Source organism: Frischella japonica, from assembly GCF_014489845.1.
In the GTDB taxonomy this organism is placed as follows: domain Bacteria; phylum Pseudomonadota; class Gammaproteobacteria; order Enterobacterales; family Orbaceae; genus Frischella; species Frischella japonica.
Map to the genome: position 1 here is coordinate 197,422 of NZ_JABURY010000016.1, position 26,057 is coordinate 223,478.

The 26,057-nt window shown below is 35.9% G+C and carries 23 protein-coding genes; 8 read left to right on the forward strand and 15 right to left on the reverse strand.

What is annotated here, in order from left to right:
• Positions 1-16 precede the first annotated feature (16 nt).
• From FcAc13_RS07915 to manA, 4 genes are all read left to right on the forward strand, one after another.
• Entirely contained in the window at positions 17-820 is an 804-nt protein-coding gene (locus FcAc13_RS07915; protein ID WP_187755666.1) for a PTS mannose/fructose/sorbose transporter subunit IIC, read from the forward strand.
• Positions 821-837: 17 nt separating this feature from the next.
• Complete coding sequence (locus FcAc13_RS07920) at positions 838-1,749, forward strand: PTS system mannose/fructose/sorbose family transporter subunit IID (protein ID WP_187755667.1); 912 nt, start codon at positions 838-840, stop codon at positions 1,747-1,749.
• Positions 1,750-1,864: 115 nt separating this feature from the next.
• Positions 1,865-2,230, forward strand: a complete 366-nt coding sequence (locus FcAc13_RS07925) for a DUF956 family protein (RefSeq protein WP_187755668.1) — start codon at positions 1,865-1,867, stop codon at positions 2,228-2,230.
• Positions 2,231-2,705: 475 nt separating this feature from the next.
• Positions 2,706-3,896, forward strand: a complete 1,191-nt coding sequence (gene manA, locus FcAc13_RS07930) for a mannose-6-phosphate isomerase, class I (protein WP_187755669.1) — start codon at positions 2,706-2,708, stop codon at positions 3,894-3,896.
• Positions 3,897-3,924: 28 nt separating this feature from the next.
• Here manA and FcAc13_RS07935 read toward each other — a convergent pair whose 3' ends face one another.
• Together FcAc13_RS07935 and FcAc13_RS07940 are read right to left on the reverse strand one after the other, a co-directional pair.
• Positions 3,925-4,278 (reverse strand): succinate dehydrogenase/fumarate reductase transmembrane subunit, encoded by a 354-nt coding sequence (locus FcAc13_RS07935; protein WP_187755670.1) that lies wholly within the window; start codon positions 4,276-4,278, stop codon positions 3,925-3,927.
• A gap of 14 nt (positions 4,279-4,292) precedes the next feature.
• Positions 4,293-4,673, reverse strand: a complete 381-nt coding sequence (locus tag FcAc13_RS07940) for a succinate dehydrogenase/fumarate reductase transmembrane subunit (protein WP_187755671.1) — start codon at positions 4,671-4,673, stop codon at positions 4,293-4,295.
• 342 nt (positions 4,674-5,015) lie between these two features.
• Between FcAc13_RS07940 and hslV the strand changes: the two genes are divergently transcribed.
• Positions 5,016-5,543, forward strand: coding sequence for an ATP-dependent protease subunit HslV (gene hslV, locus FcAc13_RS07945; protein WP_187755672.1), 528 nt, complete (start codon positions 5,016-5,018; stop codon positions 5,541-5,543).
• A gap of 25 nt (positions 5,544-5,568) precedes the next feature.
• Positions 5,569-6,900, forward strand: coding sequence for an ATP-dependent protease ATPase subunit HslU (hslU, locus tag FcAc13_RS07950; RefSeq protein WP_187755673.1), 1,332 nt, complete (start codon positions 5,569-5,571; stop codon positions 6,898-6,900).
• 1,219 nt (positions 6,901-8,119) lie between these two features.
• On the opposite strand, the gene FcAc13_RS07955 is transcribed toward hslU, so the two are convergent.
• The 4 genes from FcAc13_RS07955 to aceE all read right to left on the reverse strand — a co-directional run bounded on the left by FcAc13_RS07955 (position 8,120) and on the right by aceE (position 14,413).
• Positions 8,120-8,608: a PTS sugar transporter subunit IIA gene (locus FcAc13_RS07955; RefSeq protein ID WP_187755674.1), complete on the reverse strand. Its 489-nt coding sequence runs from the start codon at positions 8,606-8,608 to the stop codon at positions 8,120-8,122.
• Between the two features lie 95 nt (positions 8,609-8,703).
• Positions 8,704-10,128 carry a dihydrolipoyl dehydrogenase gene (gene lpdA, locus FcAc13_RS07960; RefSeq protein ID WP_187755675.1) on the reverse strand — a complete coding sequence of 475 codons (1,425 nt, stop codon included), beginning with the start codon at positions 10,126-10,128 and terminating at the stop codon, positions 8,704-8,706.
• 13 nt (positions 10,129-10,141) lie between these two features.
• The gene (gene aceF / locus FcAc13_RS07965) at positions 10,142-11,734 is read right to left on the reverse strand and encodes a pyruvate dehydrogenase complex dihydrolipoyllysine-residue acetyltransferase (protein WP_187755676.1); all 1,593 of its coding nucleotides are present in this window, start codon (positions 11,732-11,734) and stop codon (positions 10,142-10,144) included.
• Positions 11,735-11,746: 12 nt separating this feature from the next.
• Positions 11,747-14,413, reverse strand: a complete 2,667-nt coding sequence (gene aceE, locus FcAc13_RS07970) for a pyruvate dehydrogenase (acetyl-transferring), homodimeric type (RefSeq protein WP_187755677.1) — start codon at positions 14,411-14,413, stop codon at positions 11,747-11,749.
• Between the two features lie 470 nt (positions 14,414-14,883).
• Here aceE and lipB point away from each other — a divergent pair, with 470 nt between their 5' ends.
• Complete coding sequence (gene lipB, locus FcAc13_RS07975) at positions 14,884-15,495, forward strand: lipoyl(octanoyl) transferase LipB (RefSeq protein ID WP_187755678.1); 612 nt, start codon at positions 14,884-14,886, stop codon at positions 15,493-15,495.
• 61 nt (positions 15,496-15,556) lie between these two features.
• Positions 15,557-16,519 carry a lipoyl synthase gene (gene lipA, locus FcAc13_RS07980; protein WP_187755679.1) on the forward strand — a complete coding sequence of 321 codons (963 nt, stop codon included), beginning with the start codon at positions 15,557-15,559 and terminating at the stop codon, positions 16,517-16,519.
• A gap of 44 nt (positions 16,520-16,563) precedes the next feature.
• Here the strand turns inward: lipA and yjeH are convergent, their stop codons facing one another.
• The 9 genes from yjeH to lepA all read right to left on the reverse strand — a co-directional run bounded on the left by yjeH (position 16,564) and on the right by lepA (position 25,867).
• Entirely contained in the window at positions 16,564-17,808 is a 1,245-nt protein-coding gene (yjeH, locus tag FcAc13_RS07985; RefSeq protein ID WP_187755680.1) for an L-methionine/branched-chain amino acid transporter, read from the reverse strand.
• Between the two features lie 133 nt (positions 17,809-17,941).
• Complete coding sequence (gene hldE / locus FcAc13_RS07990) at positions 17,942-19,369, reverse strand: bifunctional D-glycero-beta-D-manno-heptose-7-phosphate kinase/D-glycero-beta-D-manno-heptose 1-phosphate adenylyltransferase HldE (RefSeq protein ID WP_187755681.1); 1,428 nt, start codon at positions 19,367-19,369, stop codon at positions 17,942-17,944.
• Between the two features lie 58 nt (positions 19,370-19,427).
• Positions 19,428-20,177, reverse strand: a complete 750-nt coding sequence (tatC, locus tag FcAc13_RS07995; RefSeq protein ID WP_187755682.1) for a twin-arginine translocase subunit TatC — start codon at positions 20,175-20,177, stop codon at positions 19,428-19,430.
• On the reverse strand, positions 20,167-20,616 hold the full coding sequence (tatB, locus tag FcAc13_RS08000) for a Sec-independent protein translocase protein TatB (RefSeq protein WP_187755683.1): 450 nt from the start codon (positions 20,614-20,616) through the stop codon (positions 20,167-20,169). The genes tatC and tatB overlap by 11 nt, the downstream gene beginning before the upstream one ends.
• 3 nt (positions 20,617-20,619) lie before the next feature.
• Positions 20,620-20,841 carry a twin-arginine translocase TatA/TatE family subunit gene (gene tatA, locus FcAc13_RS12415; protein ID WP_223064561.1) on the reverse strand — a complete coding sequence of 74 codons (222 nt, stop codon included), beginning with the start codon at positions 20,839-20,841 and terminating at the stop codon, positions 20,620-20,622.
• 441 nt (positions 20,842-21,282) lie between these two features.
• Positions 21,283-22,218 carry a GTPase Era gene (era, locus tag FcAc13_RS08010; RefSeq protein ID WP_187755684.1) on the reverse strand — a complete coding sequence of 312 codons (936 nt, stop codon included), beginning with the start codon at positions 22,216-22,218 and terminating at the stop codon, positions 21,283-21,285.
• Positions 22,215-22,901 carry a ribonuclease III gene (gene rnc / locus FcAc13_RS08015; RefSeq protein ID WP_187755685.1) on the reverse strand — a complete coding sequence of 229 codons (687 nt, stop codon included), beginning with the start codon at positions 22,899-22,901 and terminating at the stop codon, positions 22,215-22,217. The genes era and rnc overlap by 4 nt, the downstream gene beginning before the upstream one ends.
• Positions 22,902-23,064: 163 nt before the next feature.
• Positions 23,065-24,048, reverse strand: coding sequence for a signal peptidase I (gene lepB, locus FcAc13_RS08020; RefSeq protein WP_187755686.1), 984 nt, complete (start codon positions 24,046-24,048; stop codon positions 23,065-23,067).
• 22 nt (positions 24,049-24,070) lie between these two features.
• On the reverse strand, positions 24,071-25,867 hold the full coding sequence (gene lepA, locus FcAc13_RS08025; protein ID WP_187755687.1) for a translation elongation factor 4: 1,797 nt from the start codon (positions 25,865-25,867) through the stop codon (positions 24,071-24,073).
• Positions 25,868-26,057 lie beyond the last annotated feature (190 nt).

Sequence of the window (26,057 nt, forward strand, 5' to 3'; positions counted from 1 at the left end):
CTTAAGAGGTTTTATTATGACATTATCTATTTTTGCTATTGTATTAGTAATAATCATAGCATTTCTTGCTGGTATGGAAGGTATATTAGATCAATTTCAATTTCATCAACCATTAGTTGCTTGCTCACTAATTGGTCTAGTGACTGGTAATATTGAAGCGGGAGTACTACTTGGGGGTCATTTACAGATGATTGCGCTTGGTTGGGCGAATATTGGTGCTGCTGTTGCACCAGATGCAGCCTTAGCATCGGTCGCCTCTGCTATTATATTAGTGCTAGGTGGTCAAGGACGATATGGTGTTTCTACCGCAATTGCGGTAGCAATTCCATTGGCTGTTGCTGGTTTATTCTTAACAATGGTTGTACGTACCTTAGCCGTCCCGATTGTACATATGATGGATAATGCGGCGCGAAAAGGCGATATTCGCAGAATCGAATTTCTACAAATTGTAGCGATTTTTATGCAAGGTTTACGCATCGCTATTCCAGCTGCAGCATTGCTTTTCATTCCAGCCAGTACAGTACAAACGATTTTAAATTGGATGCCTAAATGGTTAACAGAGGGTATGGCTATTGGTGGTGGAATGGTTGTTGCTGTTGGCTATGCAATGGTAATAAATATGATGGCAAATAAAGAAGTATGGCCATTTTTTGTCATTGGTTTTGTCGTCGCAGCAATTTCACAACTGACTTTAATTGCGCTTGGTGCTTTAGGTATTGCATTAGCATTACTCTATCTAAATCTGTCTGAGCGTAGCGGTTTCGCAAATGGTAGTAATAATACTGGCGATCCGCTCGATGATATTTTAAATGATTACTAAGTGCCGAGGAAATTAAGATGGAACATAAAATTCAGTTGACAAAAAAAGATCGTTTAGCTGTCGCATGGCGTTCTACATTTTTACAAGGTTCTTGGAATTATGAACGTATGCAAAATGGTGGCTGGGTTTTTTCAATGATACCTGCGATAAAAAGACTATATACCACCACAGAAGATCGTGCAGCCGCATTAAAACGCCACTTGGAGTTTTTCAATACTCACCCTTATCTCGCCTCTCCTATATTAGGCGTGACATTAGCATTAGAAGAAGAACGTGCAAATGGTGCAACTGTTGATGACGTGACAATTCAAGGGGTTAAAGTCGGTATGATGGGACCATTAGCCGGTGTCGGTGATCCGGTATTTTGGTTTACAGTTCGTCCTATGCTTGGCGCACTTGGTGCTGCATTAGCAATGGATGGTAAAATTATTGGACCAATTTTATTCTTTATTTTATGGAATCTGATTCGTATGGGTTTTATGTGGTATACCCAAGAATTTGGCTATCGCACAGGTGCAAAAATTACTGATAATTTATCAGGTGGGTTGTTACAAAAAATAACTAAAGGTGCTTCAATTTTAGGGATGTTTGTCCTCGCCGCTTTAGTAGAACGATGGGTATCGATTAATTTCAAATCGATAGTTTCTAAAATTGATTTAGATGAGAAAGCCGTTGTCGATTGGGCCCATATTCCTTCAGGAACAGAAGGGATAAAACAGGCATTAATCCAAGCGCAAAGTGGTTTAGCACTTACACAGGAAAAGGTAACTACGCTACAAAATAATTTAGATCAATTGATTCCAGGTTTAATGCCTTTACTTTTGACCTTCTTATGTATGTGGTTGCTGCGTAAGAAAGTCTCACCAATCATTATCATCTTAGGGCTATTTATTATTGGTATTCTTGGTCACGTTATTGGACTATTATAATCCAAAATGCGGAGCGAAACCCTCCGCATTCAACTTGGTAAGTAATGTTCTCAAATAAGTAAGAGTCAAATATTAACATTTGTAACATTGATATGTTCGCTTGGAAATTATAAGCATGGTTCAGTCATTAAATAGTAAAGTTGATCTTGTTATGCCTGGCACTTCATTTTTAGGTTTAACTGAATATGGCGATATTATGATTGGCGATAAAGCCTTTGAATTTTATCATCGACGAGATAACCGTAAATATATACAAATTCCATGGGAGGAAGTCGACTATGTCACAGCAATTGTTTTATTCAAAGGGAAATGGATCCCACGTTATGCGATCCAAACTAAAAAGAATGGCAATTTCATCTTTGCTTCAAAAGAACCCAAAAAAGTCTTAAGGGCAATTCGTAATTACATTGATAGCCAACGCATGGTCAGATCATTAAGTTTTTTTACCATTTTGAAGAGAGCCTTATTTAAACAAAAATAATCGCTAATTAAGCTGATTATTAAAGATAATCGTTTTTTTATTTAAATAAGAACGATAAAATAAAACGGTCTATATTTCTGTTAACGAGAAATAATGACATGTAATGCCATAAAAATCATGAAAATGAAAGTTTAATTTATCTGTTTTATTAAACAATTGCTATTGACTACTAACTATACTTTAAGTAATTGTAAGATAACCATAAAAGAAACTGCTAAGCAATAAATATATCAAATTTTTTAAAATAAGAGAGCATGTGAAAAATCATTCTCGAAGATGGCACTTTACGATTAAATTATAGGCTATTTATCAAATAACAATAATTAAATAATAAGCATTATCAGATTAAATAGCACGGTACATCACTAAGAATAACCTTTATATTTGCGAGCATTTTTTTATTGATTATATCAATCCAATTAAGGCAAATAGGGGTTATCCATAACATTATTGACTATTTAGCTGGAGTTTTTTTATGAAAACAACGCTTTGGAAATTAAAAAATACTTTTAAAAATTTTGACTGGGGCAGTTTAGATGGTATTCCAAAGTATTTTCATATTGATAATCCCGAGCATAAACCGATGGCTGAAATGTGGATGGGGATTCATCCTGGTGGAGTATCAACAGCAATAAATGCACAAGGGGTTGAAGAACCACTTGATCAGCTCATTAATCGCTATCCAAATAAAATACTTGGAGCAAAGACTTATCAACAATTTAAATCGCTGCCTTTTCTATTCAAAATCCTGTCTGCCAAAGAACCATTATCTATTCAAGTTCATCCTGAACTTTATAAAGCTAAAGCAGGATTTGCCAAAGAAAATCAATTAGGCATTCCAATGAATTCACCCAATCGTAATTACAAAGATCCGAATCATAAACCAGAATTAATCTATGCAATTACCCCTTTTTTAGCCATGAATGGTTTTCGCCCTATTGCAGAAATTTTGGCATTATTTAATCAATTATCCATTCCTATCATTGAACAACATATTTTAACTTTGGCTGCTAATCCTAGCGAACTCGGATTAAAACGATTTTTTCACAGTTTGTTAACTTTAGAAGGCGCAATAAAACAACAAGCTATTTCAGCGTTATTAACCAGTATTAAATCGTTACCGGAACCACCATTTAATTATATTCCACCGATTTCCCAAAAATATCCTTCAGATTGTGGTGTATTTGCGCCATTAATATTAAATATCATTGAATTATTACCAGGACAAGCTATGTTTCTTAATGCTCAAACACCACATGCTTATTTACGTGGTACTGGATTAGAGATCATGGCCAATTCTGACAATGTATTACGTGCGGGGTTAACTAATAAACATATCGATATTGAGGAGCTATTTAATAACACTTCTTTCACGAGTATTCCAAGTACACAGTTATTGACACAACCGCGTCAGCAAGAGAATAAGACGCTATTTCCAGTATCCATTGATGACTTTGCCTTTGAAATCATCCATAGCCAACAACAACGATTAGTGCAATCCATTAGCAGTGCACAAATTATCTTATGTGTTGAAGGTGAAATAGAAATTAATACTGAGTCCGATAGATGTAAATTGAAGGTCGGTGAATCTGTATTTATTGCTTGTTGTGCCAAAAGGTTTACTTATCAAGGAAGTGGTGTTTTTGCACGCGCCTTTAATCATTAAATCTAACATCCAGATTTGATCTTTCTTGTTAACGTAGAAATATCACATAAAAAGCATGCATTGCCCAAATTATCGCCAATCCGTAAATGGATAATTTAGATCTTTTAGGGTAAATATTAAAATAATTTAAAATTTTTAAAATCCGATCAAAAGCATAGCCACTTGGTAAAGTAATGGTTAAAAATAAAAAACCTTTCCCAATGTAGGTGTCGGTCAGCTTTAAAATATTGCTTAATGTTTGTACATCGCCAAAAGGAATAAGATAGCCAATAATAACAAAAACAACTGGAGCAAACAAAGCAAACCATAAGCCTGCCAACTTTGATAATCCAAGATAAATCGAAGAATTTTCCGTAAAAGTATTTGATTTATTTATATTCATTAGTTTTTCTAACCTTATCTAAAATGTCCCACGATGACCAAATACAAAAGTACCGAAATAACCGATATTAATGCTAATAATATGATATTTATTGATTTAGATAGAGAACGTTGACAAAAAAATCGTTGACTTATTGAAGAGCACCAAGTTATCGAGAAGACAAGGGCAATGAGTAATGCAAGACAATTTAATCCCATTACCACAGGATGGCGCATAAAAAAGATAAACCGATAAAATTCATCTTGACCTAATTGATTAGTATGGGCACAGATTACCCCGTACAATAACACCATACTCAGCCACAACATTGCAAAAACAATGGATTGTTTGCAGCAAAAATAACAGAGTACTAGCCCCTTTTTTTGACTCAATCTTTTTGATTCATTATTACACATTGTTAATTACTCTTAATAAAAAAAGATTATTCATGATTGAATTACCCTAAATAAATATTTATATCAATATAGAAATAAAATCATTCGTCTCTCGTTACTGCTAATCACGACTCGATTAACAATCTATAATAACGATTATAATCTATTATCTATTTTACAATAAATGCGCTATTAGATCGCTAACGAATAAATACCTATTATATCGAAGTGAAAAGGTTAAGTTATTTGTTTTTACGTTTTCTATACATTCTAGTGGTTGAAAATAAATTCTTTAACCCAATATAAGCTAAATCTATACTAAGTTGATCCTAGGGTTAGGACCAAAATTTAAAGGAGTAATATATGACTACAATCGTTAGTGTTCGTCGTAACGGACAAGTTGTCATTGGTGGTGATGGGCAAGTCACTTTAGGTGAACGAATTATCATGAAAGGCAATGCTAAAAAAGTACGTCGCCTTTATAATAATAAAGTTATTGCTGGTTTTGCTGGAGGAACAGCCGATGCCTTTACTTTATTTGAATTATTTGAACGAAAACTTGAAATGCATCAAGGTCATTTAACCAAAGCTGCGGTTGAACTAGCTAAAGATTGGCGCACAGATCGCATGTTACGCAAATTAGAAGCGCTACTTGCGGTTGCAGACGAAACTGCATCATTAATTATTACCGGAACAGGTGATGTAATCCAGCCAGAAGATGATTTAATTGCGATTGGTTCTGGTGGCCCATATGCACAAGCTGCCGCTAGAGCCTTATTGGACTGCTCAGATCTTTCAGCAAAAGATATCGTACAAAAATCGTTATCTATCGCTGGTGACATTTGTGTTTATACCAATAGCTTCCAAACAATTGAAGAATTGAATTATTAATTAACCGATTTAAAGAGAATATATTATGTCTGAAATGACTCCACGTGAAATAGTTAGCGAATTAAATCAACATATTATTGGTCAGGATAAAGCTAAACGTGCGGTTGCTATCGCACTACGTAACCGATGGCGACGCATGCAACTTGATGAAGCATTACGTCACGAAGTAACACCCAAAAATATTTTAATGATTGGTCCTACTGGTGTAGGTAAAACCGAGATTGCACGTCGCTTAGCCAAATTGGCGAATGCGCCATTTATTAAAGTTGAAGCAACCAAATTTACTGAAGTTGGTTACGTAGGTAAAGAAGTTGATTCTATCATCCGTGATCTAACCGATTCAGCAGTAAAAATGATCCGTAGTCAAGCCATGGAAAAAAATCGTAATCGCGCTGAAGAACTAGCAGAAGAACGTATTCTCGATGTATTAGTACCACCGGCTAAAGATGGCTGGGGCCAAACAGATAGTAGCTCCACCGAATCTACCGCAAGACAAGCATTCCGCAAAAAATTGCGTGAGGGGACTTTAGACGATAAAGAAATTGAAATTGAAGTTTCGGGTATGAATATTGGTGTTGAAATTATGGCACCTCCAGGTATGGAAGAGATGACCAATCAACTTCAGTCTATGTTTCAAAATTTAGGTGGACAAAAATCCAAACCTCGTAAAATGAAAATTAAAGACGCTTTCAAGCAATTAATTGAAGATGAAGCGGCTAAATTAGTAAATCTTGAAGATCTTAAACACGAAGCAATTGAAGCAGTTGAACAAAATGGAATCGTATTTATTGATGAAATTGATAAAGTATGTAAACGTGGTAATTCATCAGGTCCAGATGTCTCTCGTGAAGGAGTGCAACGTGATTTATTACCATTAGTTGAAGGATGTACCGTTTCAACTAAACATGGTTCAGTCAAAACTGACCATATTTTATTTATTGCTTCTGGCGCATTCCAAACCGCAAATCCTTCTGATTTAATTCCGGAATTACAAGGTCGATTACCAATTCGGGTAGAATTGCAAGCATTAACCAGTGAAGATTTTGAACGTATTTTAACCGAACCTAATGCGTCATTGACGGTACAATATAAAGCTTTAATGGCAACAGAAGGCGTGAATATTGAATTTACTCAAGATGGCATTCGCAAGATCGCCGAATCAGCTTGGCAGGTAAATGAACAAAATGAAAATATTGGCGCACGTCGTCTACATACGGTTTTAGAACGGCTAATGGAGGAAGTTTCCTTTGATGCCAGTGAATTAGAAGGTAAAACAATCACGATTGATGCTAATTATGTTAGTGAACATCTTGATAAATTGGTCGCTGATGAAGATCTGAGTAAATTTATCCTCTGATTACTTTCTCAAAACAAAACCAGACCCAGCCAAGCTGGGTCATTTATTTTTAATTATTCTTAGATAAAATAGATCTTATTATAACTATATAAATGAATATCATATTGCTATTCTTAGCGATCTCATCTGCACCCAGTTCGATCAGTAAAATCTTAGATCCAGATCGCACTAATAAAGTAAAATAACCATCTGCAAAAATGGGAAATTGATTAATAGTAAGATACCTAATTCAAGTAAGCCAATCATCTAATGACTAGCTATCCTGTTATTACTTTTAACAAATTTTTTTGGTCATCAATCTGATTTATAAATGACAAATGCTAATTTCATAAATATTGCTATCTTTACTAAATTAAATCAGTTTCGTTTACTTTATTGATAACATATTCCACAGAAACTTAACTAGTAAATAAAGAAGATCCTTTTAATATGATCAAATCCTGTGTATAGTTACTGATAATAACGATGATATTTTTGATAAATAGATACTGACAATGATTTTTTTGGTCTTTAAATTGTTGTTAAGTTAAAAAGGACCCAGTTACTGGGTCAATTATCATGGGTTTATATTACGGAAGAGGTTTTAGAACAATAAATTAGCGAGTTTAAACATCACTCTTAATATTAGTGAAATAATACAAATCATTGAACGATAAAGATCCGAAAGAATTATTTTCTTCTATTTTTATCCTTTATAAAGACCCAGCTAAGCCGGGTCGATTATCATGAGTTTCAGTAAGGAATTAATATTTTACAACAATTCATAATATACGCATAAGACTGGTAACTTCATGATGATCTCACTATATTTGATCCTCTATGACATATCCAATAGATATTTACGATCGATAAAGATGAGATCGATCGTTTTATTCTATTTAAATTATCTAAGTAGATAATCTATTTGAATATTTTCCATAATAATTGATGTCAATTTTTGTAATTTTTTGTTAAAAAAATAACAAAAAAATTGTAAAGATGAACAAAAATTGTCATTTTAAACCTAGTCATTTATCGATATTAAAGATACATCTAATACTATCAAAAAATCATCATCCACATATTAGTATTATTTAGTTTTAAGAATTTAATAATTAATTGCTAGCATTCTATATATACAAAATAATGGATAATTTTAATATTAAATAAGCATCAATAACTTTCAGGCAATAAAAAAGGCTAATAATAGCCTTTTATTACTAATATATAAATTTTCAAATTATATTTCTATATTACCAACAGATTGCCCTTTTGTTACTGCTCCAGATTGGTTAATAGCTATTTTTTGACCTTCTTCCAAATTGGTAAACACAATAATAATGTCACGATCTTTACCTTGTGCAGTAACAAAATCAATATCCATATCTGCCAACAAAGTATTTTGATCGACAGATTGACCTTCTTCAATATAAACGTTAAAACCTTCACCCTTTAAAGCGACAGTATCAATTCCCATATGGATTAAACCTTCAATTCCTTCATCAGTGACAAATGTAATTGCATGTTTAGTAGGAAAAATACTCATTACTTTACCTTTAATTGGCGAATTAACTTGAACTTTACCATCTACAGGGGTTATCGCATAACCATCACCCATAATTTTATCTGCAAAAACGGGATCATTAACTTGATCGATTGTTTTAAATGTTCCTTCACACACAGAAAATAGCTCAACTTGCTTTTTCTTCTTTTTAAATAAACCAAACATCCTAATTCTCCAATATATTAAAAACGCTATATCATACTATTAAAAAAACCGACGTGAAAGTCGGTTTTTAAATATATTAAGTTGATTGTGAGCGACTAGTTCTTTTTTGCTTTCAAATTAGGCAGATCTGTAATGGAACCTTCGAAAACTTCTGCTGCTAAACCAATCGATTCATATAACGTTGGATGAGCATGAATCGTTAAAGCCATATCTTCCGCATCACAACCCATTTCAACCGCTAAACCAATTTCGCCTAGCAATTCGCCACCATTTGCCCCAACAACAGCACCACCTAATAAACGATTGGATGCTTTGTCAAAAATCAGTTTAGTCATTCCCTCTGAGCAATCAGAAGCGATTGCCCTACCTGACGCCGCCCATGGAAAAATTGCCACTTCATAATCAATACCTTTTGCTTGAGCCTCTTTTTCAGTTAAGCCAACCCAAGCAACTTCTGGTTCAGTATAAGCAATAGATGGGATCGTTTTGGGATCAAAATAATGTTTTTTGCCGGCTATTACTTCAGCTGCTACATGCCCTTCATGGACACCTTTATGCGCAAGCATAGGTTGACCAACAATATCACCAATGGCATAAATATGTGGAACATTGGTACGCATTTGTTTATCAACTTCAATAAATCCACGATCCGTAATATTGACACCCGCTTTTTCAGCATCGATTAGCTTACCATTTGGTGTTCGACCAATTGCTACTAATACAGCGTCGTAAGCATGGGTTTCAATTGTGCCATCTTTTTTCTCCATTGAGACGTAAATAGCATCATCTTTCGCTTCAACCTGTGTAACTTTGGTTTCAAGCATTAATGTAAATTTCTTTTCGATCTGTTTGGTAAAGATCTTAATAACATCTTTATCAGCTGCCGGGATAACTTGATCAAGCATTTCCACCACATGCACTTCCGATCCTAAGGTATGATAAACAGTACCCATTTCCAGACCGATAATCCCTCCACCCATTAATAATAAACGTTTTGGAATTGTCGTTAAGGCTAATGCGTCTGTAGAATCCCAAATTCTAGGATCTTCATGAGGAATAAATGGCAATTGAATTGGTCGGGAACCAGCTGCGATGATCGCATTATCAAATGTAATTATGGTTTCACCTTCAGCCGTTTGTACCGCCATAGTGTGACTACCTGTGAATTTAGCTTCACCATGTATTACATTCACTTTACGCATTTTGGCCATGCCGGCTAAACCACCAGTGAGTTGACTGATCACTTTCTCTTTCCAACTACGCACTTTATTTAAATCTAATTTTGGTGCATCAAACACAATACCATGAGCGGTTAATGATTTTGCTTCGTCTATCACTTTTGCAACATGTAACAGTGCCTTAGAAGGAATACAACCCACGTTTAAACAGACACCACCTAAAGTTGAATAACGTTCAACAAGTGTCACTTCCATACCTAAATCAGCAGCTCTAAAAGCCGCTGAATAACCGGCAGGCCCTGCACCTAATACTAAAACTTGCGTTTTAATTTCTTTGCTCATTGAAATCTCCCTCTTACATCACTAAACGACGTAAATCGGATAATACTTTAACGATATGGCTTAAGAACCTTGCCCCATCAGCACCATCAATCACCCGGTGATCAAAGGATAATGATAAAGGAAGCATTAAGCGTGGAGTAAATTCTTTACCATTCCAAATTGGTTTCATTGCGGAACGTGATACTCCTAAAATACCCACTTCAGGTGCATTTACAATCGGTGTGAACGAGGTAGTGCCAATGCCACCTAAACTAGAAATCGTGAAGCAACCACCTTGCATATCAGCACCCGTTAATTTACCATCGCGCGCTTTTTTCGAGATTTCAGCTAATTCACGGGATAATTCAATAATACCTTTTTTGTCAATATCTTTAAATACAGGCACAACTAAGCCGTTTGGTGTATCGACAGCCACACCAATATTGATGTATTTCTTTAAAATTAATGTTTGCGCATCTTCAGACAATGAACTATTAAAACGCGGATACGCAGCTAAAGCATTAGCAACTGCTTTCATAATAAAGACTAATGGCGTAATTTTTAGATCTTGTTTACGTTTTTCAGCTTCCATATTTTGTTGTTTACGGAAAGCCTCTAAATCAGAAATATCCGCTTCATCAAACTCAGTCACATGTGGGATCATTACCCAATTGCGGTGTAAATTAGCACCTGAAACTTTTTGTATCTTCGTTAACGGTAATGCTTCTACTTCACCAAATTTAGCAAAATCAATTTTCGGCCATGGCAGTAAACCAGGTAAAGCTCCACCACCGGCTGCACCACTTTCAACTTGTTTAACCGCATTTTTTACATAAACTTGAATATCTTCACGTAAAATACGGTTTTTCGGACCTGTTGCTGTCACTTTAGCCAAATTCACGCCAAATTCACGTGCTAAGCGGCGTACCGATGGTGTAGCGTGAGCATAGGCTTCATTTTCAATAAACTCATTACTTGATGCAACAGGTGCTGATTTTGCAACCGATGCTGGCGTTGGTGTAGATGTTGGTAATGGTTTAGATTTTTCAACGCTTGGCGAAGGTGTTGGCGGTACAGATGCAGATGCAGCCGTAGTAGTTACAAATTCCATAATTTTGGAACCTGTTTTCACTTTATCGCCAACTTTAACTGTAATATTTTTTACTGTTCCAGCTATGGAGGCTGGCACTTCCATTGACGCTTTATCACCTTCCACGGTAATTAAAGAATCATCAACTGCAATGGTATCTCCGACTTTAACTAAGATTTCGGTAACTTCAACTTCATCGCCACCAATATCAGGAACATTCACATCAACAGTTTCACTAACGGTAGCAGGCTCTGGTGTAATCTGCGCTTTAGGTGCATCTTGCGTTGGTGCCGAAGCAGCTGCGCCCTCCGCATCAAACACCATGATGTCCACACCGGTTTTCACTTTATCGCCGACTTTTACCAAGATAGATTTAACAATCCCAGCTTGTGGCGCAGGAATTTCCATAGACGCCTTATCGCCTTCAACCGTCATAATCGATTGATCAACGTCAACTTTGTCACCAACATTTACCAGAATTTCAGTTACTTCGACTTCATCGCCACCAATGTCAGGTAATTTAATTTCAATACTCATTATCATGACCTCTTATGCAATACGTGGATTAGCTTTTTCAGCATCAATATCGAATTTTTTAATGGCTTCCTCAACCACAGAAGCTTCGATATCACCGCGTTTTGCCAGTTCACTTAGGGCTGCAACAACTACATATTTAGCGTCGATTTCGAAGTGATGACGTAAATTTTCGCGACTATCACTACGACCAAAACCGTCAGTACCTAAAACTTTATATATTTCAGCTGGTACATAGGCCCGTACTTGTTCTGCAAATAGTTTCATATAATCGGTTGAAACTACTGCTGGGTTTTCATTCATCACTTGCGTAATATAAGGAACTTTTGCTGGTTGTGTCGGATGTAGCATATTCCAACGTTCACAATCCTGCCCTTCACGCGCAAGTTCAGTAAAGGAAGTGACACTATAAACATCGCTACCAATACCATAATCATTAGCTAATATTGCTGCGGCTTCACGAACATGCCGTAAAATCGCACCGGAACCTAATAACTGTACACTCGGTTTACCCGCTTGTGCCGCAATGGTATCAAGTTTATAGATACCTTTACGAATACCTTCTTCAGCCCCCTCTGGCATCCCAGGTTGTTCATAGTTTTCATTCAATGTTGTAATGTAATAATAAACATTTTCTTGATCGCCATACATACGACGTAAGCCATCTTGCATTATTACAGCAACTTCATAAGCATATGATGGATCGTAAGAAATACAATTTGGTATCACTAAAGATTGAATATGGCTATGCCCATCTTCATGTTGTAAACCTTCGCCATTTAAAGTTGTGCGACCCGAGGTACCGCCAATCAAGAATCCTCGCGCTTGCTGATCACCGGCTGCCCACATTAAATCGCCAATACGTTGGAAACCAAACATTGAGTAGTAAATATAAAATGGAATCATTGGGCAATCATTGGTACTGTATGAAGTCGCTGCGGCAAGCCAAGAAGCACCCGCGCCCATTTCATTAATCCCCTCTTGCAGAATTTGACCTTTTTCATCTTCACGATAGTAAGCCACTTGCTCTCTATCTTGTGGGATATATTGTTGACCATGCGGATTATAAATACCGATTTGCCGGAATAGCCCTTCCATACCAAACGTACGTGCTTCATCAGCTAAAATTGGCACTAAGCGTGGAGCTAAGTCTTTATCTTTTAGCATGATATTAAGGGCTCGCACAAACGCTATCGTCGTTGAAATTTCTTTGCTTTGAGCCTCAAGTAATGAACTAAATTCAGACAAGGCCGGAATTGAAACTTGACCAGTAAACTTTTTCAATCGAGTTGGCACATAACCTTGCAATGCTTGGCGGCGTTCATGAATATATTTGTATTCTGGAGTATGTTCTTCAAATTTGATATAAGGTAATTTTTCAATGGCATCATCACTAACGGGAATATTGAAGAAATCACGTACATGACGTACGCCGTCCATATTCATTTTCTTTACTTGATGGGCAATATTTTTTCCTTCTGCGGCATCTCCCATACCATAACCTTTAATTGTATGAGCAAGGATAACCGTTGGACGACCTTTAGTTTCTTTTGCTCTTTTAAATGCAGCAAACATTTTTGCCGGATCTTGACCACCACGATTTAACCGGAAGATTTCTGTATCAGACATATCCTTAACTAATTCTGCCGTTTCTGGGTATTTGCCAAAGAAATGTTCTCGAACATAGGCTCCATCTTTCGATTTAAATGTTTGATAATCACCATCTAAGGTTTCATTCATCAGACGAATTAATTTACCTGACTTATCTTTTTGTAACAACTTATCCCAACGATCACCCCACAGTACTTTAATGACTTGCCAACCCGCGCCAGCAAATACTCCTTCGAGTTCATTAACAATTTTACCATTACCGGTGACTGGTCCATCTAAACGCTGTAAATTACAGTTAATCACAAAAACAAGATTATCAAGTTTTTCACGCATTGCTACAGTGATTGCGCCTTTTGATTCAGGCTCATCCATTTCACCATCACCTAAAAAAGCATAAACAGTTTGCTCAGTGGTATCTTTCAAACCACGATGGTTAAGATATTTTAAGAATCGAGCTTGATAAATCGCACTAATTGGACCTAAGCCCATTGATACGGTTGGAAATTGCCAAAAATCAGGCATTAATTTTGGATGAGGATAAGATGGTAAACCCTTACCATGAACCTCTTGACGGAAATTATCCAGTTGCTCTTCTGTCAAACGACCTTCAATAAATGCACGCGAATAGATACCGGGAGAAATATGGCCTTGGAAATAAACTAAATCACCACCATCTTTTTCATTACGAGCACGGAAAAAATGATTAAAACCAACTTCATAAAATGTTGCAGCAGATTGAAAAGATGCCATATGTCCACCTAAGTCTAAATCTTTCTTAGATGCACGTAAAACCATCATTATCGCATTCCAACGAACGATAGAACGAATACGTCTTTCAAGTTCCCAATCACCTGGATATTCAGGCTGTTCTTCAACAGGAATCGTATTGATATAATTACTAGTCGAAGATCCAAACAGTAATGGTACGCCACCTTCACGTGCTTGATTTACAATTTGTTCAATAATATATTGAGCACGTTCGGTTCCTTCTTCGCGAATTACTGATTCAATACTTTTCAGCCAATCCTGCGTTTCTAGGGGATCGATATCATTCATTTGCATGTCTGACATATTTAAACCTCTTTTTTGTTATAAAAATTGCAGATTAAAAACTTAACCCGCATTACGTTAGTCTTAAACATAACTTTTGATATAAGTCTGCCATTTACCTTAAGAAAGGTAAAGGGATGGTGGTATTCGAAAGGGATGTTAATTCCTATCAAATTAATCAACTATTTCAATGTATGTCCGTTTATAACTTTTACTACTATGATATTATTGTAGTTTTTAAGAATTTAAATATTAAATCAGCATTATTTATCTTATATCCTTTTTTTGCATATATTGTCAACTTCTATCTATTTTTGTTATATTCGACAGAATCTTAGTTACTCTAATCGATCAAATAGAAAGATCGTTGAACGCTTGATTAAGCGTTTAAAACTTGGTAAGTTGTTAAAAAACAATATGTTTTTGTTTTACCCTATTTATAAGATTTTTCTATATATTTAAATATCGGTAGCAAAATAGGTATCTAATTAATGGATAATCCCGTTGTTAAAAATTTTGGTTTACAGCCTTATTTACCCATGTATGAGCAAATGCATCATTTTACTCAACAGCGTAATAGTGATACACCAGATGAAATCTGGTTAGTTGAACACCCTGCTGTATTTACTCAAGGCAAAGTAGGTAAAGCGGAACATCTTATACAGCAAACTGACATTCCGGTTATCCAGACAGACCGTGGAGGACAAATTACTTATCATGCCCCAGGTCAACAAATAATGTATATTTTGCTGGATCTCAAACGATTAAAAGTCGGGATTCGTGATACCGTAAATGCATTAGAAGATAGCGTGATACTTACTCTAAAAGATTACGACATTGATGCCTATGCTAAATCAGATGCACCAGGTGTGTATGTTAACAATGAAAAAATTTGTTCTTTGGGTTTACATATTCAACATGGTTTCACATTACATGGTCTAGCTTTGAATGTTGACATGGATTTAACACCATTTAATCATATTAACCCTTGTGGTTATGCGGGTTTAAAAATGACACAAGTCAAAGCTTATTTAGTCGAGCTCGATCGCGATGAGATTCGCCATAAATTAACAAATTATTTTATTCAGCAATTATATTCATGAGTTTAACTGAAACTAGAAAGATATTACGCACTTTTAACCCCAAATAGATATTAAATAAACTATGGCTAATTTAACCCCCATAACTGTCAAAAGTTCGAAATACCGTGATGCCGATAAAACACGGTTAATTCCGTCAATCATGGTTGAAGATTCTGAATTATTGAAAAAACCAGCATGGATGAAGATTAAACTTCCCGCCCATTCTGAAAATATTGCACATGTTAAAAATACGATGCGAAAACATGGTTTACATTCCGTCTGTGAAGAAGCATCTTGCCCAAATCTTGCTGAATGCTTCAATCATGGAACCGCAACTTTTATGATTTTAGGTGATATCTGCACGCGCCGTTGCCCCTTTTGTGATGTGGCACATGGTCGACCATTGCCACCTGATGAACAAGAACCCGTCAAACTGGCAAAAACGATTCATGAAATGAAACTTAGATATGTCGTTATTACTTCTGTTGACCGAGATGATCTTAAAGATGGTGGTGCCAGTCATTTTGCTGACTGTACGCGTGAGATCCGTGCGTTAAGTCCGCACATCAAAATAGAAACACTCACACCTGATTTTCGTGGTTGTATTGATGACGCTGTCGAAATACTTAAAAAAAATCCACCTGATGTTTTTAATCATAATTTAGAAAATATTCCACGATTGTATAAAAAAATTCGTCCCGGTGCGAATTATGAAGGATCATTGGCACTTTTAGCGAAATTTAAACAGTTGCATCCTAATGTACCAACCAAATCTGGGTTAATGGTTGGACTGGGTGAAACCAATGAAGAATTAATTCAAGTACTTAAAGATTTGCGGGCCCATGGTGTAACCATGCTTACGCTAGGTCAATATCTTCAACCAAGTAAATTCCATTTACCTGTTGAACGTTATGTCTCACCCAAAGAGTTTGAAGAACTTAAACGTATTGCATTTGATTTAGGCTTTACCCATGCAGCGTGTGGACCTTTTGTGCGTTCTTCCTATCACGCCGATCTCCAAGCCCAAGGTAAAGAAGTTAAGTAAAATAACTAAGTGGGGTTAACTCCCTACTTAGATGATATGCCATTTTAATGATATTTTTTTAAAGTTAGACATTTAGCAACTAGCCATAAAAAGATAAAAATTCCAATAGCATACAAACTTTTATAACCTATTACCCATAATAATCCAACACAAATCATAGTACAAATTGCAGCAATAATTCGTAATTTTCCTTTTAGCAGTCTCACTGCTGATAACATCGCTAATAAATAGATAAATACAAAAACGCCATTTGCATATATTAATAAACTGGTTAACGATATTGTGAAAAAATGAATCAAGATTAGGAAAATACCGCTAAGTAAAATCACAAATGATAAACTATTAACTGGGGTCGAACGTTTTGATAATTTTGCCAGCCAAATACTTGGGAAATCTTGTTTGGTTTGATCCCAAATTAATCGGGCATAACTCTGATAATAAATATTAATTGTCGCAAAACATGCCGCATAACCAATTGCACAAAAAATCCATAAAGCTTGCTGACCAAATAATTGTTCAATGATATTTGGTAAGGCTGTAGTAACCACAATACTGCCAGTAGATAAACTTAATACCGCTGCTGTACAGGCCCAATAGATAAAACCTGCCAAAACCAAACCAACAATTAAAGCGCGTGGAAAATCTTTTTCTGGCCTTTTAAATTCTGTGGTTAAATGAACAAATGCTTCTATACCGACAAAACACCAAAACATAACCCCTAACGCATTCATTAATGATACTGCATCAATTTGCCACAAATTCGGCCATTCAATGGTTAAAACCGATGGTGAACTCGAAAAACCGATCGTCATTACTAAGCCTATAATTAACATCGCGATCAATGTTTGGATCCAGCCACTGGCCCCAGCGCCAAATAATCCAATCAACCAAATAAAGAATAACGTCATTAATTGAATAAGCAATTCGACAAAAGGCGGAATATTAAATAATGAAACCCAAAATCCGGAAGCTATATATAATGCAGCAGGTAAATTAAAAGGTATAACGGTAAGAAAAAACCAACCACTAACACGACCAAGCGTTGGGTTAAAAGCTCTATTAACAAAATACGCAACACCACCTGCACTTGGGTAATATTTACCTAATTCAGCAAATATTAATCCAATCGGGAAAATCATAATTAATAACAGTGGCCATGCCCATAATCCGTTGTTACCGGCAATTTCTGCGGTAATAGCAGGTATAGCAAATATTCCGGTCCCTAATAATGACGTCGTTAGTAAACCGACTCCTTGAACAAAATTAAGCTCTTTTTTGAGCTGCTCCATTATTACAACTCCTAACTTATTATATTTATTGTCAAATAAAAATTTTTAGTTAAAATATTTAAGGAAAATCTCAACCAAACTCTTTAAATTGAGCTAATTAATTATTAATTTTCGGAAATGGCAAATTATAAGATTATGATTGATTTCTGATGCTATTAATAATATTTGTGGTTGAACAACCATCTTCAAAATTCAAAACTTTAACTTCACCACCAGCTGCGATTACCTCTTTACCACCAGCAATTTGTTCTGGTTGATAATCACCACCTTTAACTAACACATCGGGTAAAATTTTAGCAATTAAACGTTGCGGTGTTTGTTCTTCAAAAGATACTACCCAATCAACTGAATCAAGTGCGCCTAATACGATCATTCGTTGCATTAATGGATTAATGGGACGTGATTGGCCCTTGAGTTGTTTTACTGATTGATCACTATTGACGGCAACAATTAAACGATCCCCCAATTTTCGCGCATTAGCTAAATAAGATACATGTCCTGCATGCAGGATATCAAAACAACCATTAGTCATGACAATTTTTTCACCCCGTTGGCGAGCTTTGCTCACAGCTATTTGGAGTTCATCCTCACTCATCACGCCAAAACCATTGTCATTACGCGCCCGAATGGCATCTTCCAACTCAACTTGTGATACCGTAGAGGTACCTAATTTCCCCACCACGACACCGGCTGCCGCATTTGCTAGAAAACAACTCTCTTCCAATGAACATCCTGCGGCTAATGCAGCAGCGATGGAAGCGATTACTGTATCTCCAGCACCAGTAACATCATAAACCTCTTTCGCTTGAGTTGGTAAATGATAAGTTGGTTGGTCGAGTTGTAGTAACGTCATTCCTTTTTCGCTTCGCGTTACCAATAAAGCGCGAATATCATAATCACGAATCAATTGATGACCTTTGTTCACGATATCTTCTTCGCTATGACATGTCCCAACAACTGCTTCAAATTCGGACATATTTGGTGTAAGTAATGTTGCACCACGATAACGCGCAAAATCAATTCCTTTAGGATCAATTAATACCGGAACATGTGCTTGATTCGCTAATTTGATCATCGCTTGAACAGATGATAATACTCCTTTCGCATAATCAGATAGTATCATGACTTTTGCTTGTGGTAATGCATATTCGATTCGTTGCAATAATTCGCTTGGATTAACATCAGCAAACCCCTCTTCAAAATCCAGACGAATTAGTTGTTGATTACGTGACAAAACCCTTAATTTGGTAATAGTTGGATGGGTGGATAATGAAACAAAATCACAGCTTACCCGCTGATGATGCAGTTGCTCAATAAGAATTTTAGCTTGTTCATCCTTACCGGTTAAACCAATCAGTTTAGCATGCCCGCCTAATGAGGTAACATTCATTGCTACATTAGCAGCTCCGCCAGGCCGCTCTTCAAGTGAATCTATCTTAACCACCGGTACGGGTGCCTCTGGCGAAATGCGTGATGTTGCACCGTACCAATAACGATCCAACATAATATCCCCAACAACTAACACATTTGCGGTGTTAAAATCCGGTAAATAATTCTTCATTACAACATCCTAATCATAAAATAAAGTTGTTTTTTAAATTCAAATAAGATTCTATTATTTATTCAATTGATTGAGATTCATCATCGGTTTGTTTTGGACGGTAAAATTGTGCAAAAAAAACACCGATTTCAAACAGTAAGCACATAGGAATCGCAAGTAATGTTTGTGAAAACACATCAGGTGGGGTCAAAAACATAGCAATCGCAAATACACCAACAATGATATACGGTCGTTTCTTTTTGAGGTTTTGCGGAGATGTTACGCCTGCCCAACATAATAATACAATGGCAACCGGGACCTCAAACGAAATACCAAAGACCATGAATAACGTCATCACAAAATCCAAATATTTTGTAATATCGGTATTGATAGCCACATCTGCTGGTGCACTATTAATAAAAAAGTAAAAAGCTAAAGGAAACACCACAAAGTAGGCGAAAGCAATACCCAGATAAAATAAGGTCGTACTTGAAATTACTAACGGCAGCACTAAGCGCTTTTCCTGTTGATAAAGCGCTGGAGCAACAAATGCCCAAACTTGATACAAAATATAGGGAATCGACACAAACAAAGCGATAATAGCAGTCAATTTTATAGGCGTAAAAAAAGGTGCTGCAATATCGGTTGCGATCATTATACTACCTTTCGGTAACTGACTTACTAAAGGATTAGCAACAATGCGATAAATATCATTTGAAAAATAGAGTAACGCTAAAAAAACAACCACTACGCAGATGATACAACGTAAAATTCTGGCACGTAATTCGAGTAAATGACTCATTAAAGATTGTTCAGAATTATTCGCCATGATGATGTTTCCTTGCATCGCTGCGAGTTTCGACTATTTGGTTATTTAGATTAGGGGTTTCGTCAATTTGTGGTAAATCATTTTGTTGATTATTAGTCGGAGATTTTACCAACTGATTCCCTTCACTACTCACTTGTTGTGCAGTTTGATTAAGTTCTTGCTGTAAGGATTGTGTAATACGCTTAAGTTCATCAATTGAAGCTTGAATCTCGGGCGTAAGCATGTTAAGTCCGCTTTCTTCGGCCTGTTTTAAGCTTTCTTGAAGTTCCTGTAATTTAAGTTCTTTATTTAACTCTAATTGTACATTGGCCGATAATCGACGCAGAGTATTGATCCAACCGACGACTGTTTTAATCGCTGTCGGTAAGCGTGCTGGACCCAATACAATAAGCCCAATGATCAATACTAGTAATAATTCGCCAAAACTTACATCAAACACAGTTTACTCTTTTTTATCATGGTTTTTTTCAACATGTGTGGAAGATGGCGCACTAAAATTGGCATCATTATTAGATGTTGGATTATCATCTTCATTATCCATTGCCTTTTTGAAGCCCTTAATTGATGCACCTAAATCTGAACCTAAGGTGCGTAATTTTTTAGTTCCAAAAATTAATACAATCACTGCTACTAATATCAGTAGATTTGGCCAGCTTGGCATCATAATAGGTTCTCCACTTATCAAATAGATGAAAAGTATTATATACATAAATTATTTTAAAATGCACGCAATATACAATAAGAGCGTAAAAGATATTCGCAATTGTCGCCTAAATGCTTATTCAACAATAAGAAGTACAACACTCTTTATATCCGATTATTTTGAAACTTATATCAACTAACTATTCAATATCAAATAGTAATAACGATCATTTTAGTTATTAACATCGATAATCAAATGAATATAAAACAGATTTATTCTAAAAATCAATTGGTTATAAAATAGAATCTAATCCGCTAAAGTGAGAGAAATTGGTAAGTGTATGCTATCAGTCATGAGGTTAAGAATTTTAACATATTAAATAATCAAATGATTAATTACCCAGACATCTTCGGTCAAAAAACTCTAGTGACTGAGTAATTAATCGATTAACTCTATCTTAACTTACAGATCATCAATGTATCCTAAACTTCTTAATGCCCTTTCATCATCCGCCCAACCGGCTTTTACTTTAACCCAGAGTTCTAAATGCACTTTGGTCTGGAAAAAATCTTGCATATCTTTTCGTGCTTCAATACCGATTTGTTTAATTTTTTCACCTTTATTACCGATGACCATTTTCTTCTGACCATCACGTTCTACCAGAATCAAACCATTAATACGATACATACCGGTTTTTTCATCAACTTTGAACTGTTCGATCTCAACGGTCACCGAATATGGCAATTCTTCACCTAAAAAACGCATTAATTTTTCACGAATAATTTCTGAGGCCATAAAACGTTGTGAACGATCGGTAATATATTCTTCAGGAAAATGGTGCTCACCAACCGGTAAATGTTGTTTCACAATCTGTTTAATAATATCCACACCTTCGCCCTTCTCAGCACTGATAGGAATAACATCCATGAAATTGAATTTCTGGCTAATGGTATGAATATGAGGTAACAGTTTGGTCTTATCGGTAACATTATCAATTTTATTAATAACCAATAATACCGGACATTTTACACTTTTCAGTTTATTGAGTACCATTTCATCATCTTCATTCCAATGGGTACCTTCAACAACAAACAAGATTAACTCAACATCCCCTATAGAACTACTTGCTGCACGATTCATCAACCGATTAATTGCCCGTTTTTCTTCAATATGTAAACCCGGCGTATCGATATAAATAGCCTGATCATTGCCTTGTGTGTCAATCCCCATAATACGATGACGAGTAGTTTGGGCTTTACGAGAAGTAATTGAGATTTTTTGACCTAATATTTGATTTAATAATGTTGATTTGCCAACATTAGGGCGCCCAACAATGGCAATAAAACCACAATGCTGTAAGGAATCTGAATGTTGTCGATTATGTTGTTGATTTGTCATTTAATACCTAATTTTTCTATTGCCATTTGTGCAGCGGCTTGTTCCGCTTTACGGCGACTTACGCCGCGTCCTAAATATCGATTATTGTCACCGTCTAACTTACATTGCACAACAAATTCTTGTTCATGATCATCGCCAATAACTTCAATAATGAGATAAACTGGTCTTGCCAAACGAAGACCTTGCAAATATTCTTGTAAACGGGTTTTAGGATCTTTTTGTTTAATTCCAGGTTGAATCTCATTTAATCTGGTTTGATACCATAATAGAATCAGTTGCTTCACGGTTTGTATATTACTATCTAAATAAATAGCACCTATAATTGCTTCTAACGCATCAGAAATAATCGATTCACGGCGATGACCACCACTTTTCAATTCTCCCTGACCTAAAATCATATACTCACCGATACTAAAATTTTGACCAATAATAGCTAACATTTCACCACATACTAATGATGAACGCATTTGGCTTAAATCACCTTCATCGACGTTAGGAAAACGATTAAAAAGCGCTTCAGCAATAACAAAACTTAAAATCGAATCCCCCAGATACTCTAAACGTTCATTATGAATTTTATTAGCACTGCGATGAGTCAGAGCGTGATTTAATAAATCAATATTATTAAATGTATAGCCGATCAGTTTTTGTAATGCAATTAGACTATGTTTATTTTGTTTCATTTACGATATTACTCAATACTTTTTTGTTTCAGTTTGCTAACCTATTTTCACCTCAGTAATAGTGATCAAATTTTGATGGAAAACGATATAATAATCCCTCTATCTTTATATCATTATTAACCACATATTATCACTCATCATCTATAATGGTGAGTGATGACAATTATTTGATTCCACCAATCCGACTAAATCTCACACCGCTAGGAAATTCATTAGGTTGTTTGTCTAAACTCAACCATATTGCACTAGCGCGTCCAACAAAATTGGCCTCTGGAACAAATCCCCAAAAACGGCTATCATCACTATTATCACGGTTATCACCCATCATAAAGTAATAACCTTCTGGTACTACCCATTCCCCCATTTTTTGATTAACTTGCCGATAAAACTTTTGTGGTTGATTAAACTTAATTGGCATAATCAAAATATCATGCGTGATATCGCCTAATGTTTCTTGGCGCTGATTTAAATCGAAATTATCAGTTTTATTTTTTAAATGATTAAATTCTTCATCTGTATAAAAGTTAACATTGCTTTGATTAAACACCAGATGCCACTCGCTAGTCTTAACCGGTGTATAATTGATATTTACCGACTTAAAATTTTGACTATTGCATTGCTCTTCTTCCGCTTGGCAAGCGGAATAAATCGATAACTCTTTTGTATTGTTATTATAAATTATTTTATCACCTGGCACACCAATAACCCGTTTAATATAATCCAGATCTGGGTTTAAGGGATATTTAAATACTGCCACATCACCGCGTTGTGGATGCCCTGTTGGTATGAGAGTAGTATTGGTGATAGGATCTTTAAGACCATAAGCATATTTCTCAACAGCAATAAAATCACCAACTAATAAAGTTGGCATCATTGACCCTGATGGAATTTGAAATGGCTCAATAATAAATGAGCGAACAACCAAAACAAACAATAAAATAGGAAATAAAGGCGCAAAAAAATCAACAAAACCATTCGGTTTTCCGACTTCAGCTAACACCTTACCATCAATGTTACCTTCTGTCTGTTGGCGCACAGCTTCAACTTTTCGTTGTCTAGCTGGTTGCCAACGATACCGCTCAAAACACCACAAAATACCTGTAATGAATGTTGCTACTGTTAAGATAATTGCAAACAAACCAGCCATTAAATAACCTCACTTAAATAATTTATTCTTTACCAACATGTAAGATAGCTAAAAATGCTTCTTGAGGTAACTCAACGTTACCAACTTGTTTCATGCGTTTTTTACCTTCTTTCTGTTTTTGTAACAATTTCTTTTTACGACTGACATCACCGCCGTAACATTTTGCCAATACGTTTTTACGTAATTGTTTAACTGTCGAACGGGCAATAACATGATTACCAATAGCCGCTTGGATAGCAATATCAAATTGTTGGCGTGGAATCAAGTCTTTCATTTTTTCAACTAATTCCCGGCCACGATATGGGGCATTGTCACGATGAGTAATTAATGCTAATGCATCAACTCGCTCACCATTAATCAACACATCTAAGCGCACCATATCGGCGGTTCGGAAGCATTTGAAACTATAATCTAAGGAAGCATACCCCCGCGATGTTGATTTTAATTTATCGAAGAAATCTAATACGACTTCTGACATTGGAATTTCATATGTCAACGATACTTGATTGCCATGATAAACCATATTGGTTTGGACACCGCGTTTTTCGACACAAAGCGTAATCACATTTCCTAAATAGGATTGTGGTACCAGAATATTACATTCCGCAATAGGTTCACGTAGCTCTTGAATATTATTAACAGCTGGTAGTTTTGCTGGACTATCAACATAGATAGTCTCATTACTTGTAGTGATAACTTCATAAACCACCGTTGGTGCCGTGGTTATAAGATCAATATCATATTCACGTTCGAGTCGTTCCTGAATGATTTCCATATGTAATAAACCAAGAAAACCACAGCGGAAACCAAAACCTAATGCACTAGATGTTTCTGGCTCATAAAAAAGAGACGCATCATTTAGGCTCAATTTACCTAATGCATCACGAAATGCTTCATAATCATCAGAACTTGTGGTAAATAATCCGGCATAAACTTGTGGCTTAACTTTTTTGAAACCCGGCAATGGTTTGTTAGCGGGATCACGTGCTAAGGTTAAAGTATCGCCAACAGGGGCACCGTGTATATCTTTAATAGCACAAACCAACCAACCCACTTCACCACAAGCTAATATGTCTTTATCAATTTGTTTTGGTGTGAATATACCTAACCGGTCAACATTATATGTCATACCAGTACTCATCACCTTAATTTTATCGCCCTTGCGTAATTCACCATTTTTGATACGGATTAGTGATACCACACCCAAATAGTTATCAAACCATGAATCAATGATCAGTGCTTGTAAAGGTGCTTGACTGTCACCAGCTGGAGGTGGAATTTCATTAACCAATCGTTCTAAAACATCAACTACACCAACACCTGTTTTTGCTGAACAACGTACCGCATCCGTGGCATCGATACCTACTATATCTTCAATTTCTTGTGCCACCCGTTCAGGCTCTGCAGCGGGTAAATCGATTTTATTTAATACGGGTACGACCTGTAGATCCATATCAATCGCCGTATAACAATTTGCCAATGTTTGTGCTTCAACACCTTGCCCGGCATCAACAACTAATAATGCACCTTCACATGCTGCTAAAGAGCGAGATACTTCATATGAGAAATCAACATGCCCAGGTGTATCAATAAAATTTAATTGATAGGTTTGACCATCTTTTGCGTGATAATCGAGTGTTACGCTTTGCGCTTTAATCGTGATACCACGCTCTCGTTCTAGATCCATTGAATCAAGGACTTGAGCAGCCATTTCACGATCAGATAATCCTCCACATATTTGGATAATTCGATCTGATAAAGTGGATTTACCATGATCAATATGGGCAATAATTGAGAAATTTCGGATATTTTTATTCATATCTATAATTCAGTTAATCTACTAATTAATGTTAATGACTGTATTATCTTATTTGATTACAAATTCCATTTATTACTTAGATTTATCAATAAAAACAAAATAATATAATTGTAAATAATCTTGATGCTACTAACATAAATCTTTTAATCTAATAAGATAATCATCAATTAGGTAATGATAATTAAATCCA

Excerpts from the sequence above, each read along its gene's own strand:
- lepB (WP_187755686.1), bottom strand. The coding sequence starts at position 24,048 with ATGGCTGGTTTGTTTGCAATTATCTTAACAGTAGCAACATTCATTACA.
- FcAc13_RS07935 (WP_187755670.1), bottom strand. The coding sequence starts at position 4,278 with ATGAATATAAATAAATCAAATACTTTTACGGAAAATTCTTCGATTTAT.
- yjeH (WP_187755680.1), bottom strand. The coding sequence starts at position 17,808 with ATGGAGCAGCTCAAAAAAGAGCTTAATTTTGTTCAAGGAGTCGGTTTA.
- hldE (WP_187755681.1), bottom strand. The coding sequence starts at position 19,369 with ATGAAGAATTATTTACCGGATTTTAACACCGCAAATGTGTTAGTTGTT.
- FcAc13_RS07915 (WP_187755666.1), top strand. The coding sequence starts at position 17 with ATGACATTATCTATTTTTGCTATTGTATTAGTAATAATCATAGCATTT.
- aceE (WP_187755677.1), bottom strand. The coding sequence starts at position 14,413 with ATGTCAGACATGCAAATGAATGATATCGATCCCCTAGAAACGCAGGAT.
- FcAc13_RS07920 (WP_187755667.1), top strand. The coding sequence starts at position 838 with ATGGAACATAAAATTCAGTTGACAAAAAAAGATCGTTTAGCTGTCGCA.
- manA (WP_187755669.1), top strand. The coding sequence starts at position 2,706 with ATGAAAACAACGCTTTGGAAATTAAAAAATACTTTTAAAAATTTTGAC.
- lipB (WP_187755678.1), top strand. The coding sequence starts at position 14,884 with ATGGATAATCCCGTTGTTAAAAATTTTGGTTTACAGCCTTATTTACCC.
- tatC (WP_187755682.1), bottom strand. The coding sequence starts at position 20,177 with ATGGCGAATAATTCTGAACAATCTTTAATGAGTCATTTACTCGAATTA.
- lpdA (WP_187755675.1), bottom strand. The coding sequence starts at position 10,128 with ATGAGCAAAGAAATTAAAACGCAAGTTTTAGTATTAGGTGCAGGGCCT.
- FcAc13_RS07940 (WP_187755671.1), bottom strand. The coding sequence starts at position 4,673 with ATGTGTAATAATGAATCAAAAAGATTGAGTCAAAAAAAGGGGCTAGTA.
- tatA (WP_223064561.1), bottom strand. The coding sequence starts at position 20,841 with ATGATGCCAAGCTGGCCAAATCTACTGATATTAGTAGCAGTGATTGTA.
- hslU (WP_187755673.1), top strand. The coding sequence starts at position 5,569 with ATGTCTGAAATGACTCCACGTGAAATAGTTAGCGAATTAAATCAACAT.
- hslV (WP_187755672.1), top strand. The coding sequence starts at position 5,016 with ATGACTACAATCGTTAGTGTTCGTCGTAACGGACAAGTTGTCATTGGT.
- era (WP_187755684.1), bottom strand. The coding sequence starts at position 22,218 with ATGACAAATCAACAACATAATCGACAACATTCAGATTCCTTACAGCAT.
- lepA (WP_187755687.1), bottom strand. The coding sequence starts at position 25,867 with ATGAATAAAAATATCCGAAATTTCTCAATTATTGCCCATATTGATCAT.
- FcAc13_RS07955 (WP_187755674.1), bottom strand. The coding sequence starts at position 8,608 with ATGTTTGGTTTATTTAAAAAGAAGAAAAAGCAAGTTGAGCTATTTTCT.
- rnc (WP_187755685.1), bottom strand. The coding sequence starts at position 22,901 with ATGAAACAAAATAAACATAGTCTAATTGCATTACAAAAACTGATCGGC.
- lipA (WP_187755679.1), top strand. The coding sequence starts at position 15,557 with ATGGCTAATTTAACCCCCATAACTGTCAAAAGTTCGAAATACCGTGAT.
- aceF (WP_187755676.1), bottom strand. The coding sequence starts at position 11,734 with ATGAGTATTGAAATTAAATTACCTGACATTGGTGGCGATGAAGTCGAA.
- FcAc13_RS07925 (WP_187755668.1), top strand. The coding sequence starts at position 1,865 with ATGGTTCAGTCATTAAATAGTAAAGTTGATCTTGTTATGCCTGGCACT.